Origin of the sequence: Mycobacterium sp. SMC-8 (genome assembly GCF_025263565.1) — a bacterium.
Classification (GTDB): domain Bacteria; phylum Actinomycetota; class Actinomycetes; order Mycobacteriales; family Mycobacteriaceae; genus Mycobacterium.
Genome location: NZ_CP079865.1, coordinates 5814731 through 5828378 on the forward strand (window position 1 = coordinate 5814731; position 13648 = coordinate 5828378).

The following is a 13648-nucleotide window of genomic DNA, read 5'->3' on the forward strand; positions in this document are numbered from 1 at the left end:
GGGTGGTCGAGTAGACGCCGGGGCGCCCGGCAGTCGATGATGAGCAAATGGTTCTGCCGCAGACCGAGACCTCTGCAGAGTTGTCCTCCGACGGGGATTCCGGAGCGTTCGCGCTGGCCGCCCCGCCGGCCTATCCACACCAGAGCGCGCTGCGCAATCCGTTCCCCCCGATCGCAGACTACGCGTTCCTGTCCGACTGCGAGACGCAGTGCCTGATCTCGTCGGCGGGCTCGGTGGAGTGGCTGTGTGTGCCCCGGCCGGACTCCCCCAGCGTGTTCGGCGCGATCCTGGACCGCGGCGCCGGTCATTTCCGCCTCGGCCCCTACGGGGTGTCGGTGCCGGCAGCGCGGCGCTACCTGCCGGGCAGCCTGATCCTGGAAACCACGTGGCAGACCCACACCGGCTGGGTGATCGTGCGCGACGCCCTGGTGATGGGTCCGTGGCACGACCTGGAGACCCGGTCGCGCACGCACCGGCGCACCCCGATGGACTGGGATGCCGAACACATCCTGCTGCGCACCGTCCGGTGCGTCAGCGGCACCGTCGAGCTGGCGATGAGCTGCGAACCGTCGTTCGACTACCACCGCACCAGCGCGCACTGGGAGTACTCGGCGCAGGCGTACGGCGAGGCGATCGCCCGCGCGACCAAGAACCCGGACTCGCACCCGACACTGCGGCTGACCACCAACCTGCGCATCGGTCTGGAGGGTCGCGAGGCGCGGGCGCGGACCCGGCTCAAGGAGGGCGACAACGTCTTCGTGGCGCTCAGCTGGTCCAAGCATCCGGCGCCGCAGAACTACGAAGAGGCCGCCGACAAGATGTGGAAGACCAGTGAGTGCTGGCGCCAGTGGATCAACGTCGGCGACTTCCCCGACCATCCGTGGCGGGCCTACCTGCAGCGCAGCGCGCTCACGCTGAAGGGCCTGACCTACTCGCCGACCGGTGCGCTGCTCGCCGCGCCGACCACGTCGCTACCGGAAACCCCTCAGGGGGAACGCAATTGGGATTACCGGTATGCGTGGGTGCGTGACTCGACGTTCGCGCTGTGGGGTCTGTACACGCTGGGCCTGGACCGCGAGGCCGACGACTTCTTCGCGTTCATCGCCGACGTGTCGGGCGCCAACAACGGCGAGCGGCATCCGCTGCAGGTGATGTACGGGGTCGGCGGGGAACGCAGCCTGGTCGAAGAGGGGCTCAATCACCTGTCGGGCTACGACAACTCGCGCCCGGTGCGCATCGGCAACGGCGCCTACAACCAGATGCAGCACGACATCTGGGGCACCATGCTGGATTCGGTGTATCTGCACACCAAGTCGCGTGAGCAGATCCCCGAGACGCTGTGGCCGGTGCTCAAGGAACAGGTCGAGGAGGCCATCAAGCACTGGCGGGAACCCGACCGGGGCATCTGGGAGGTCCGCGGCGAACCGCAGCACTTCACGTCCAGCAAGATCATGTGCTGGGTGGCGCTGGACCGGGGCGCCAAGCTCGCCGAACTGGAAGGCGAGAAGGCCTACGCGCAGCAATGGCGCGCGATCGCCGAGGAGATCAAAGCCGACATCCTCGAACACGGCGTGGACGAACGCGGAGTGCTGACGCAGCGCTACGGCGACCCGGCGCTCGACGCGTCGCTGCTGCTGGCCGTGCTCACCCGGTTCCTGCCGCCGGACGACCCGCGCATCCGTGCCACGGTGCTGGCCATCGCCGACGAGCTGACCGAGGAAGGTCTGGTGCTGCGCTACCGGGTGGAGGAGACCGACGACGGCCTGTCCGGCGAGGAGGGCACGTTCACGATCTGCTCGTTCTGGCTGGTGTCGGCGCTCGTCGAGATCGGCGAGATCCACCGCGCCCGGCATTTGTGTGAGCGGTTGCTGTCATTCGCCAGCCCGCTGCATCTCTACGCCGAGGAGATCGAGCCCAGCACCGGGCGGCACCTGGGCAACTTCCCGCAGGCGTTCACCCACCTGGCGCTGATCAACGCCGTCGTGCACGTGATCCGCGCCGAGGAGGAGGCCGACAGTTCCGGCGTCTTTCAGCCGGCCAACGCCCCCGTGTAACGACAACATCGCGATTTTGCGTCTGCCCGCGCAGAATGCTGCCGTCGAAGGCCGGCACGATGGACCATCGGTGCCATGAGTTCTCGTGTGGCAGACGACACCTCGCGTCAAGTGATCGACATCGCCGTCGGCATCCTGATCGGCCTGCGTGGCTATTCGCGCGGCGAGGCGTTCGACGAACTGGTGCGCGTGGTGCGCCAGACCGGAATCGGGTTGGGCGCCATCGCTTCCGGGTTGGTCGCAGTCGCCAGCGGTTCGGCGTCGGCCGACCATGCCGAGGCGTTCAACGCGTGGGGTGAGCTGATTATGACCGGTCGTGGGGCGGCGCTCGCCGCGCGGTGAGCGCTACCTGGCCGCGGCGTTCTCGACCATCGCGCTCGCGATCTCGGCGGCCTCGTCGGTGATGCTGTAGCCGCAGGCCCACACCTCGGCGGTCAGGTTGGACACCACCGACAACGCATGCTGGCAGGCCCACCCGTCGGCGCCCTCCTGGGTGGTCAGCTGGGTGATCAGCGTGTCACCGGCCTCGACATCGTCGAGCTCCCACAGGTAGTCGCCGTCCCCAACCGTGATCGCGGCATTGGCGCACTCCTGCCACGTCGCCGACGAGTGGTCGAAGAACTGCCGCGCGTTGCCTGCCGCCGGGTACAGCACGGCCGTCTGCTCCACCCAGTGGTCGTTGTCGTCGTCGGGTTCGCGGGCGACCTGGTCGCGCATCGCCGTCCAGCCGGTGCCTTGATACACCGGCGCCTCCGCGCCGTACACCGCGCCAAGGCACGCCGGATCCGACACCTCGGCCGAGTGGTCGGTCATCTCCTCGAGTTCGCTGGTGACCTTCATCCGGGTCGAGCCGACGATCGCGTTCAACTCCTCGACGGTCAAGAGCACGTCGTCCAGCTTGGCCTCTTCGAGGGGTGGCACATTCAGCGGCGCCGCGCCGCGGCCACGCACCGCGGTTCCGTCCACGCTGCTCACGCACCCGGTCAGCAGCACCGAGAGCGCGATGGCGACACCTGCAGCGCAGGCACGAGGAATCGCGCCGAGATTGTTCACACGATTATTGTCGGCCATCACCGCCGGTCGGCCCACTGCGGCGCGGGTTCAGCGGGCCGCGACGATCTTGTCGAGAATGACGTCGGCGACCGCGACCGCCGGCCGAGCGTCCGCCGCGGCGCGCGGGTCGACGAGCTCGACCTCGACGATGCAGTCGCCGGCCAGCCCGACGGCCCGCACGCCCGTCGGGGACTCGGTGCCACCCGAGGCATGGAGCACACTCGCCGAGACCACGCGTTCGCCGAACGAGACTCCGGTGATCCGGCTCATCTCGCCGCCGCCCGGCACCGAGGACTGCAACGCGACGGTCCGCCCGTCACAGCGCCGCCACTGTGCGGTGAGCGACGCGAAAAAAGTTTGGGCGGCAACAGGATCCGCCATCTGCACGACACCGAAGAACCCCGACACCGGCGGTGCGTCGAAACCGCCACCGGCCCAGGTGTTGCTGGCCACCGACTGTACCGGGCTGGTGTCGTAGACGACCTTCTGCATGCGGTAAGCGGCGCTCACGCACTCCGCGGGCGTCACCTGCGCATCGGCGACGCTGCGCAACAGCACGTCGGCGTTCCCCTCGACCGGCCGGCCAAGCAGACCGTTCGGACCGGTGGCCAGCAGCGCGGACAACTCCTGCGCGGTGGGCAGGAGCTGTCCAAGCGGCCGCGCGGGCGAGGGCTGTGCGGCCTCGGCGAAGCGCACCGTGGGGCGCTCGTCGACGGGAACACCTGCACAACCCGACAGTGTGACAGCCACGCACGCCGCCCCCAGCGCCCCCGCCACCCGCATCGCCATCCCCCTTCGATAGCACGCCCAGCGCGGCCGCGCGACCGGTTCGGGAGATGGACGCCGTATCAGAGGCAGCCGTTGACAGTCGGGGCCCGGCCATGCAGACCCGCGCGCGTCACTTCTTCGGCTTGTCCGCGCCTGCCTCGGTGGACAGCGCGGCGACGAACGCCTCCTGCGGCACGTCGACGCGGCCGATGGTCTTCATCCGCTTCTTGCCTTCCTTCTGCTTTTCCAGCAGCTTGCGCTTACGGGTGATGTCACCGCCGTAGCACTTGGAGAGCACGTCCTTGCGGATGGCCCGAATGTTCTCGCGCGCAATGATTCTCGATCCGATGGCGGCCTGCACCGGCACCTCGAACTGCTGCCGCGGAATCAGTTCCTTGAGCTTGGTGGTCATCTTGTTGCCGTACGCCGACGCGCCGTCCTTGTGAACAATCGCCGAAAACGCGTCGACGGCCTCGCCCTGCAGCAGGATGTCGACCTTGACCAGGTCGGCCTCCTGCTCTCCGGCCTCCTCATAGTCCAGGCTGGCGTAGCCGCGGGTGCGGGACTTCAGCGAGTCGAAGAAGTCGAAGATGATCTCGCCGAGCGGCATGGTGTAGCGCAGCTCGACGCGTTCGGGCGACAGGTAGTCCATGCCGCCGAGCTCGCCGCGCCGGGACTGGCACAGTTCCATGATGGTGCCGATGAACTCGCTCGGCGCGATCACCGTGGTCTTGACCACCGGCTCGAACACCGACCGGACCTTGCCTTCGGGCCAGTCCGACGGGTTCGTGACGATGATCTCGGTGCCGTCGTCTTTGATCACGCGGTAGACGACGTTCGGCGCGGTCGAGATCAGGTCGAGGTTGAACTCACGTTCGAGCCTCTCCCGGGTGATCTCCATGTGCAGCAGCCCGAGGAACCCGCAGCGGAACCCGAACCCGAGCGCCACCGAGGTCTCGGGTTCGTACGTCAGCGCCGCGTCGTTGAGTTGCAGCTTGTCCAGCGCTTCGCGCAGCACCGGGTAATCCGACCCGTCCACCGGGTACAGGCCCGAATAGACCATCGGCTTGGGCTCGCGGTAGCCCGTCAGCGCCTCCTTGGCGCCGTTGCGGGCCCTCGTCACCGTGTCGCCGACCTTGGACTGGCGGACGTCCTTCACGCCGGTGATGAGGTAGCCCACCTCCCCGACTCCGAGCCCGTCGGAGGCCTTGGGTTCGGGTGAGACGATGCCGACCTCAAGCAGTTCGTGGGTGGCGCCGGTGGACATCATCGCGATGCGCTCGCGCGGGGTGATCTTCCCGTCGACCACCCGCACGTAGGTGACGACGCCGCGGTAGATGTCGTACACCGAGTCGAAGATCATCGCGCGCGCGGGCGCGTCGGGGTCGCCCTGCGGCGGCGGGATCTCGCGCACCACGTGGTCGAGCAGGTCGGCCACGCCCGCACCCGTCTTGCCCGACACCCGCAGCACATCCTCGGGCTCGCACCCGATGATGTGGGCGATCTCGGCGGCATACCGGTCGGGATCGGCGGCGGGCAGGTCGATCTTGTTCAGCACCGGGATGATCGTCAGGTCCCGGTCCAGCGCCAGGTACAGATTGGCCAGCGTCTGCGCCTCGATGCCCTGGGCGGCGTCGACCAGCAGCACCGCGCCCTCGCAGGCCTCCAGCGCGCGGGACACCTCGTAGGTGAAATCGACATGGCCGGGGGTGTCGATCAGATGCAAAACGAACTGCTCACCGTCGACCTCCCACGGCAAGCGCACGTTCTGCGCCTTGATGGTGATGCCGCGCTCGCGCTCGATGTCCATCCGGTCCAGGTACTGGGCCCGCATCGAGCGCTCGTCGACGACGCCGGTGAGCTGCAGCATCCGGTCGGCCAGGGTGGACTTGCCGTGGTCGATGTGAGCGATGATGCAGAAGTTCCGAATCTGCGCCGGCGCAGTGAACGTCTTGTCAGCGAAACTGCTGATGGGAATCTCCTGGTGAGCGGGGTGTGGCAGCCGAAACCGGCCCTTCCAGAGTATCGAGAGCAGGCCCCCGCGGCCCAATCGAGCCCCGATCGGGCCGTCATGCACCACCTATGCTTGGCGGGTATGGCGTCCTCGTCGTCGTATCTGAAGGCGTTCCAGCGTCTCCTGGTGAAAGGCACCGAGAACCTCGTGTTCAACGAGGCCCCCAAACTCGTTCGCCAGCTGCAGAAATCGGAGACATTGCAGCGCGGCATCCAGCAGGGCATCCGCATCGGACTGGACGTGCTGTCCGGACCGGCTGAGTCCGCCCCGCCCGCACTGCCCGCGGGGCGGCCGGTGTCCAGCCGGTTCGTCCCGACCGCCCAGCGCGCCCGGCGGGTGTCCTATGCGCCCGACCTGGACGGCCGCGCCGATCCCGGTGAGATCGTCTGGACCTGGGTGGCCTTCGAGGACGATCCGAACCGCGGCAAGGACCGTCCGGTCCTCGTCGTCGGCCGCGACCGCAACATCCTGTTCGGGCTGATGCTGTCCAGCCAGGACCATCACCGCGACCAGCCGAACTGGGTGGGCATCGGCAGCGGCACCTGGGACTACGACGGAAGACCCAGCTGGGTCCGTCTCGACCGGGTGCTCGACGTGCCCGAGGAGGGCATCCGACGGGAGGGCGCGATTCTGGAACGCCGGGTGTTCGAGGTCGTCGCGGCGCGGCTGCGCGCCGACTACTCCTGGAGCTGAGCCGGCACTACTGCGGACGCCGCCACATCTGCCACATCGTCGGCCCACCGCCGGGCACGGTGAGCTCACCGGTCACCTCGAAACCGAACCGCAGGTAGTACGGCACGTTGGATTCTTTGGTGGACTCCAGATAGGCGGGCGCGCCCTCGGCGTCGCAGCGGTCCAGCCGGGACCGCATCAGCGCGTGCCCGAGGCCGGCGCCGCGCATGTCCGGGTCGGAACCGATCACGCCGAGGTACCAGTGCGGCTCTTCCGGATGGTGCTCCTTCATCAGGTCGGCGACGCCCTGGCCACGGCCCACATACCGACCCATCGCCAGCAGGAACGCCGGCATCATCCGCAGTTCCTCCCGCGGGGTCTGCTTCCACCGTCCGGGCGGGTCCCACAGCGCCGCCGCGCCCAGCGCGCCGGCCCAGGACGACACCTCGACCGCGTCGCCGCCCAGGAAGTGGTGCCGTGTCATCGCGCCGAACACCCGCGGCAGGGCTTTGGCGCGTTTGGCGTCGTCGGGCACCATCCACATCATCACCGGATCGTCGAAGAACGCCCGGCCGAGCACCCGCGCCAAAGCCTTGACGTCCGGCTTCTGCGCGAAGCGGACCTCGATTCCGGGCACCGGCGTCAACCCTGGGTGATGTAGGCCTGAAGGTGCTCGTGCTCGCGCTCGAGTTCCTCCATCCGGGTCTTCACCACGTCCCCGATGCTGACGATCCCGGCCAGCCGGCCGTCCACCACCACGGGGACATGCCGAACGCGGTTGTTGGTCATCAGCGCGCTCAGGCTGTCCACGGAATCCTCCGGTGTACAGGTGGCCACCATCGACGTCATGATCTCCGACACCGGGCGGCGCAACAGGTCAGCACCCACGTCATGGAGTTTACGGACGACGTCGCGCTCGGAGACGATGCCGAGCAGCCCGTCGGGCGACACCACGACCATCGCCCCGATGTTGTGCACCGACAGCTCGGTCAGCAGGCCGGCCACCGACGTCTCGGGCGTGATCGTGGCCACGGCCGAGCCCTTGTTTCGCAGCACGTCGGAAATCCGCATCGACTACCCCCTGGTGACGTAGCTCACATCAGGGTACCTCGCGCGCCCAGGCCGCGGAGCAGTTCCGCTGCCCTGTCCAATCACCCTGTGTGGCACGATTTTTCACCGCGGTTCACCGATATCTCACCGCTCGGCGGGGCCCGCAGGTACGTTCTGGCTCATGATCGAAGTCACCCTGCTGGGCACCGGAAGCCCGATCCCCGACGCCCGGCGCGCCGGCCCGTCGACCCTCGTGCGCGCCGGCGGGCAGACATTCCTGATCGACTGCGGCCGCGGGGTGCTCCAACGCGCGGCCGCCGTCGGCGTCGGCGCCAACGCCATCACCGCGCTGCTGCTGACCCACCTGCACAGCGACCACATCGCCGACCTCGGTGACGTCCTGATCAGCCGGTGGGTGTCGAACTTCGCCCCCGACCTGCCGCCGCTGCCCATCATCGGACCGCCCGGCACCGCCGAGGTCGTCGAGAACATGCTCAAGGCGTTTAGCTTCGACATCGGTTACCGCATCGCCCATCACGCCGACCTGACCGCACCACCGCAGGTCGAGGTGGAGGAGGTGACAGGCGGGGTGGTGTGGGGCCGCGACGAGGTCCAGATCAGCGTTGGCCCGACCGACCACCGTCCGGTGGCTCCGACCGTCGGCTTCCGCATCGAACACCACGGCGCCTCGGTCGTGCTCGCCGACGACACGGTGCCGTGCCGAGGCCTCGACGAACTTGCCGCCGGCGCAGGAGCGCTGGTACACACCGTGATTCGGCCCGACCTGGTCCACGCGTTGCCGATGCAACGGATCCGGGACATCTGTGACTACCACTCGTCGGTGGAGCAGGCCGCCGAGACCGCGTCCCGCGCCGGAGTCGGCATCCTGATCTTCACCCACTACGTGCCGGCGCCGCAGCCCGGCCAGGAGGAGGAGTGGCGCGCGCTGGCGGCGTCGAAGTTCGACCGCCAGATCGAGATCGGCGACGACCTGCACCGAGTGGAGGTCCACCCGGGAGTGGCTGCTAGGCCAGCCGGGTGATCTCGACGATGACGTCGAGGTCGGTGGACCCCTCGCCGGAGTAGATGCCCTTGAGCGGGGTGACGTCCGAATAGTCGCGGCCCACCCCGACGCTGATGTACTGCTCGTTGATCTCGGCGTCGTTGGTGGGGTCGTAGTGCCACCACTGTCCCGTCCAGGCCTGAATCCAGGCGTGGCTCTGCCCGTCGACGGTGTCGCCGATCTTCGCGTCGCGCGCAGGATGCAGGTAACCCGACACGTACCGCGACGGAATCCCCATGCCGCGCAACAGCATCAGCGTCAGATGGGCGAAGTCCTGGCACACGCCCTTGCCCTCGCGCAGCGCGTCGACACCCGAGGTGTGCACCCCGGTGGTGCCCGGGACGTACTTCACTTCACCCTGCACCCAGCGGGCGGCCTCGATCACCGCCTCGGCCGGTTCGTGGTACTTCGCGATACGCCGGCCGACCCGTTCGATGCGCTTGCTCGACGGCACATAGTGCGTCGGGGCGAGCACCTCGTCGTACTTGTCGATCACCGCCTCGGAGGCGAGATCGGTCCAGGTCACCTTGGTCTCGGGCTCCTCGGGGGTGTCCGTCTCCACCACCGAGGACGCGGTGACCTCGAGTTCGGTGTGCGGAGCGTGCAGGTCGAAGGCCGTCACCGCGGTGCCCCAGTAGTCGACGTAGCGGTAGGACCGCGTCGCGGGCACCGTCTCCACCCGGTTGAGGATCACGTTCTGCCGGGAGTCCGAACGCGGGGTCAACCGCACTTCGTTGAACGACGCGGTGACCGGCGACTTGTAGGCATAGCCGGTCGAATGCACCACGCGCATGCGCCACATATCAGATCTCCCCTTCTTCGATCACCAACGCGTTGCGGCCCGCGTCCGTCCACGCCACCCACGGAGCGGAGTGAAAGTACTGCAGCGCCAACGCTTCTCCCACGTCGAAGCAGGTCTTCTGCAGATTGGCCAGCCGCTGTTCCAGCGAGTCGAGCAGAGCGCCCGGCTGAAGGAACTCCAGCTCACTGCGCGCCCTACCGAGCAGTCGCTGCGCCTCGGCGGTGGCGCCGAGCCGGTTGTGCGGCCGGTTCATCAGCTCGTCGAGGCTGTGCTCGGCCAGGCGCAGCGAGAAGAAGATCGACCGCGGGAAGAGCCGGTCGAGCAACATGAACTCGACCACCCGGCCCGCGTCGAGCACACCTCGGTAGGTCCGCAGGTAGGTGTCGTGGGCGCCGGCCGACCGCAGCAGGGTGACCCAGGCCGGGGACGACGCGCTGTCCCCGACCCGGGACAGCAGCAGACGCACGGTCATATCGACCCGTTCCAGCGCTCGGCCGAGCACCATGAACCGGTAGCCGTCGTCGCGGCTGAGGGTGGAATCGGCCAGGCCGGCGAACATCGCCGCCCGGCCCTCCACGTAGGACAGGAATTCGTGCGGGCCCAGGCGTTTGGCCGCGCGTTCCCGCTCGGCCAGGGCGTTATAGGTGGTGTTCAGGCACTCCCAGATCTCGGTGGACGTCACTTCCCGTGCGCCCCGGGCATTCTCGCGAGCCGCCGAGATGGCCTCGACGATCGAGCAGGCACCGTCGGTCTCCCGGCTGAACGCGACGATGTCGGTCAGCGACCACACATCCAGGGACTGCTCGGGAGGGTCGATGCCCAGCACGCGCAGCAGGGTGCGCGACGCCTGGTCGGGGTCGACACTGGAGTCTTCGAGCAGCTGGTGCACCGTGACGTCGAGGATCCGGGCGGTGTCGTCGGCCCGCTCGACGTAGCGGCCGATCCAGTACAGCGATTCCGCGTTCCGCGCCAACAATCGAATCGCCCCCTACTGCTGTTGCTGTTGCTGTTGATCCTGGGTGCTGTCGGCCTTGCCGCTCTTGCTGACGCCCTTCCCGGTGGCCGCCTTCGGCAGCGAGCGCACCACCTCGGCGGCGCCGAGCTCGCGGTCGGCGGCCGAAGTTCGCGACGCCAGCACCCAGGTGTCCTTGGATCCGCCGCCCTGGCTGGAGTTCACCACCAGCGACCCCTCGGGCAGCGCGACCCTGGTCAGCCCGCCGGGCAGCACCCACACCTCGTCGCCGTCGTTGACCGCGAACGGGCGCAGGTCCACGTGGCGCGGCGCCAGCTTGTCACCGATCTGGGTCGGCACCGTGGACAACTGCATGACCGGCTGGGCGATCCAGCCGCGGGGGTCGGCGGTGATCTTCTTGGTGATCGTGGCCAGCTCCTTCTCCGACGCGTCCGGACCGAACACGATGCCGTAGCCGCCCGAACCCTCCACCGGTTTGATCACCAGCTCGTCGATGCGGTCCAGGACTTCTTCGCGTTCGTCGTCGAGCCAGCAGCGGAAGGTGTCGACGTTGGCCAGCAGCGGCTTCTCCCCCAGGTAGTACTCGATGATCGTCGGCACGTACGTATACACGAGCTTGTCGTCGCCGACCCCGTTGCCGACCGCGCTGGAGATCACCACATTGCCGGCCCGGGCGGCGTTGAGGATGCCGGCGACGCCGAGCACCGAGTCCGGCTTGAACTGCATCGGGTCCAGGTAGTCGTCGTCGATACGGCGGTAGATCACGTCGACCTGGCGTTCACCCTCGGTGGTGCGCATATAGACGGCGTTGTCGCGGCAGAACAGGTCGCGGCCCTCCACCAGCTCCACGCCCATCTGCCGGGCCAACAGCGAATGCTCGAAGTACGCGGAGTTGTAGACGCCGGGGGTCAGCACGACCACCGTCGGGTCGGCGACGTTGTTGGCCGCGGCGTTGCGCAGCGCCCGCAGCAGGTGCGACGAGTAGTCGCCGACCGCGCGTACCCGGTGGGTGGCGAACAGGTTGGGGAACACGCGCGCCATGGTGCGGCGGTTCTCCATCACGTAGGAGACACCCGACGGCGACCGCAGGTTGTCCTCCAGCACCCGGAAGTTGCCCTGGTCGTCGCGGATCAGGTCGATCCCGGCGACGTGGATGCGCACCCCGTTGGGCGGGACGATGCCGACGGCCTCGCGGTGGAAGTGCTCGCACGAGGTCACCAGCCGACGCGGGATGACACCGTCGCGCAGGATCTCCTGCTCGCCGTAGATGTCGTCCAGATACATCTCCAGTGCCTGCACCCGCTGCCGGATGCCGCGTTCCAGGCGCGTCCACTCGGCCGCGGAGATCACCCGCGGCACCAGGTCCAGCGGGAACGGCCGCTCCTGACCGGACAGCGAAAACGTGATGCCCTGGTCGATGAACGCCCGGCCCAGTGCGTCGGAGCGGGCCTCCAGGTCGGCGACGTCCGACGGGGCGAGTTCCTTGTGGATGCCCTTGTACGGGCCGCGAACGTTGCCCTGCGCGTCGAACATCTCGTCGAACGCCTTGACGTAGGAACCAAGCTGGTTGTAGCCACCGAAGATGCCGTCGTGCCGCTTCGCCGGTTTCGCGGCGGTACGGGTCGTTCGTACCGTGTCGGTCGCCAAGATGTCCCCTATTCTTTGCCGGACGCACGTTGCGCGAGCATTCGAATGCCATGCTGCAGCATTCCGGCCGTTTCAGCAGGCCAGCGGAGCTCGCTTTGGGACATTTACCCACTCGCTGCTACCCTGAACAGTCGCTGCCCCAGGACGGGCGCCCACAGACTCAAGTAACCCAGTCGAGATTTAGAAGGAATACACGCGTGGCCAACATCAAGTCGCAGGAGAAGCGGAACCGCACCAACGAGCGCCGCAGACTGCGCAACAAGTCGGTGAAGTCGTCGCTTCACACGGCGGTCCGCGGATTCCGTGCGGCTGTTGATGCCGGCGACAAGGACAAGGCCGGCGAGCTGCTGGTCGCGACCAGCCGCAAGCTGGACAAGGCCGCCAGCAAAGGCGTGATCCACAAGAACCAGGCCGCCAACCGTAAGTCGGCGCTGGCCAGGGCCCTCAACAAGATCTGAGCCCCGCACTCGATCTCCCGGCTCCTGCCGGATTTCGACTTTCCTCTCGCTTCAGCCACTGGCCGGCACACGCCGCCCGGTGGCTGAACGGTTTCCTCGGCCGGTCGACCCGCGCCCACAGCTGAGCCCGGGTCCCGGTCAGCTCAGTCGCTGACCAGCTCGGCGACCGAGCGGACTGCCCTCTCCAGCGCGTAGTCGGCGTCGGCGGCCGCGCCCTTGACGTCGGCGTTCAGCGCGGCCACCAGCCGAACGGCCTGCGCCACCGACTCCCGCGACCACCGTCGCGCCTGTTTCTGTGCTTTCTGGACCCGCCACGGCGGCATGCCGAGTTCACCGGCCAGCCGGTACGGGTCGCCGGACAGCGGCGCGACCCGTGCGATGGTGTGCACGGCCTCGGCCAGCGCATCGGCGAGCACCACGTGCGGCTCGCCGGCCATCATCGCCCAGCGCAACGCCTCCGCGGCGCCGGCCACGTCACCCACGACCGCCTTGTCGGCGATGTCGAAACCTTTCACCTCCGCCCGCCCGGAGTGGTAGCGGCGGACGGCCGCGGCATCGACCGCGCCTCCGGTGTCGGCGACGAGCTGCGAGCACGCCGACGCCAGCTCGCGGATGTCCGACCCGACCGCGTCCAGCACGGCGGTCACCGCCGCGTCGTCGACCTTGACGCGCAGCGCCCGGAACTCCTTGCGGACGAAGTCGGCGCGCTCGGCGGCCTTGGTGATCCGCGCGCAGGCATGCACCTCGGCGCCGAGTTTCTTGAGCTGCTCGGCCAGCGTCTTGGCCCGGCCGCCGCCGGAGTGCAGCACCACCAGCAGGGTGCCGGGAGGCAGATCGGCGGCGGCATCCTGGATCAGCGCCACCGCGTCCTTGCCGGCCTCGGCGGCCGCCTCCAGCACCACGACCCGTTCATCGGCGAACAGCGACGGGCTGAGCAGCTCGGCGAGCTCACTGACACTGACCTCCCCGGCACGCAACCGGTCGACCGGGACGTCGGCGGTGCCTGCGGCGGCGCGGGCGGCCCCCAGCACCGCACCGACGGCGCGCTCGACCAGAAGTTCCTCGTCACCCAGAACCAGGTGCAGCCCCGTCAA

The 13648-nt window shown here is 68.4% G+C and carries 14 protein-coding genes; 5 read left to right on the forward strand and 9 right to left on the reverse strand.

Annotation, left to right across the window (positions count from 1 at the left end):
* Positions 1-47 precede the first annotated feature (47 nt).
* Positions 48-2054, forward strand: a complete 2007-nt coding sequence (locus tag KXD97_RS27925) for a glycoside hydrolase family 15 protein (protein ID WP_260754160.1) — start codon at positions 48-50, stop codon at positions 2052-2054.
* 75 nt (positions 2055-2129) lie between these two features.
* Positions 2130-2396, forward strand: a complete 267-nt coding sequence (locus tag KXD97_RS27930; protein WP_260754161.1) for an ANTAR domain-containing protein — start codon at positions 2130-2132, stop codon at positions 2394-2396.
* Positions 2397-2399: 3 nt separating this feature from the next.
* On the opposite strand, the gene KXD97_RS27935 is transcribed toward KXD97_RS27930, so the two are convergent.
* From KXD97_RS27935 to lepA, 3 genes are all read right to left on the reverse strand, one after another.
* Positions 2400-3125, reverse strand: a complete 726-nt coding sequence (locus KXD97_RS27935) for a sensor domain-containing protein (RefSeq protein ID WP_260754162.1) — start codon at positions 3123-3125, stop codon at positions 2400-2402.
* A 30-nt stretch (positions 3126-3155) separates the two neighbouring features.
* A complete protein-coding gene (locus KXD97_RS27940) occupies positions 3156-3896 on the reverse strand; it encodes a sensor domain-containing protein (RefSeq protein WP_260754163.1) in 741 nt (246 codons plus the stop codon).
* Between the two features lie 109 nt (positions 3897-4005).
* Positions 4006-5910, reverse strand: coding sequence for a translation elongation factor 4 (gene lepA, locus KXD97_RS27945; RefSeq protein ID WP_260758187.1), 1905 nt, complete (start codon positions 5908-5910; stop codon positions 4006-4008).
* Positions 5911-5970: 60 nt separating this feature from the next.
* Between lepA and KXD97_RS27950 the strand changes: the two genes are divergently transcribed.
* On the forward strand, positions 5971-6582 hold the full coding sequence (locus tag KXD97_RS27950; RefSeq protein WP_260754165.1) for a type II toxin-antitoxin system PemK/MazF family toxin: 612 nt from the start codon (positions 5971-5973) through the stop codon (positions 6580-6582).
* A gap of 7 nt (positions 6583-6589) precedes the next feature.
* On the opposite strand, the gene KXD97_RS27955 is transcribed toward KXD97_RS27950, so the two are convergent.
* On the reverse strand, positions 6590-7198 hold the full coding sequence (locus KXD97_RS27955) for a GNAT family N-acetyltransferase (protein ID WP_260754166.1): 609 nt from the start codon (positions 7196-7198) through the stop codon (positions 6590-6592).
* A 5-nt stretch (positions 7199-7203) separates the two neighbouring features.
* Positions 7204-7632, reverse strand: a complete 429-nt coding sequence (locus KXD97_RS27960) for a CBS domain-containing protein (protein WP_260754167.1) — start codon at positions 7630-7632, stop codon at positions 7204-7206.
* A gap of 160 nt (positions 7633-7792) precedes the next feature.
* On the opposite strand from KXD97_RS27960, the gene KXD97_RS27965 reads away from it, so the two are divergent.
* Positions 7793-8653 (forward strand): ribonuclease Z, encoded by an 861-nt coding sequence (locus KXD97_RS27965; RefSeq protein ID WP_260754169.1) that lies wholly within the window; start codon positions 7793-7795, stop codon positions 8651-8653.
* On the opposite strand, the gene KXD97_RS27970 is transcribed toward KXD97_RS27965, so the two are convergent.
* From KXD97_RS27970 to KXD97_RS27980, 3 genes are read right to left on the reverse strand one after another with little or no spacing between them, the layout of a single operon-like run.
* On the reverse strand, positions 8637-9476 hold the full coding sequence (locus tag KXD97_RS27970; protein WP_260754171.1) for a transglutaminase family protein: 840 nt from the start codon (positions 9474-9476) through the stop codon (positions 8637-8639). The two genes, KXD97_RS27965 and KXD97_RS27970, sit on opposite strands and share 17 nt — an antisense overlap.
* Position 9477: 1 nt before the next feature.
* Positions 9478-10452: an alpha-E domain-containing protein gene (locus tag KXD97_RS27975; RefSeq protein ID WP_260754172.1), complete on the reverse strand. Its 975-nt coding sequence runs from the start codon at positions 10450-10452 to the stop codon at positions 9478-9480.
* Positions 10453-10464: 12 nt separating this feature from the next.
* Positions 10465-12096: a circularly permuted type 2 ATP-grasp protein gene (locus tag KXD97_RS27980; RefSeq protein ID WP_260754173.1), complete on the reverse strand. Its 1632-nt coding sequence runs from the start codon at positions 12094-12096 to the stop codon at positions 10465-10467.
* A 197-nt stretch (positions 12097-12293) separates the two neighbouring features.
* Here KXD97_RS27980 and rpsT point away from each other — a divergent pair, with 197 nt between their 5' ends.
* The gene (gene rpsT, locus KXD97_RS27985; RefSeq protein ID WP_260754174.1) at positions 12294-12554 is read left to right on the forward strand and encodes a 30S ribosomal protein S20; all 261 of its coding nucleotides are present in this window, start codon (positions 12294-12296) and stop codon (positions 12552-12554) included.
* A 143-nt stretch (positions 12555-12697) separates the two neighbouring features.
* Here the strand turns inward: rpsT and holA are convergent, their stop codons facing one another.
* Entirely contained in the window at positions 12698-13639 is a 942-nt protein-coding gene (holA, locus tag KXD97_RS27990) for a DNA polymerase III subunit delta (protein ID WP_260758188.1), read from the reverse strand.
* Between the last annotated feature and the right edge of the window lie 9 nt (positions 13640-13648).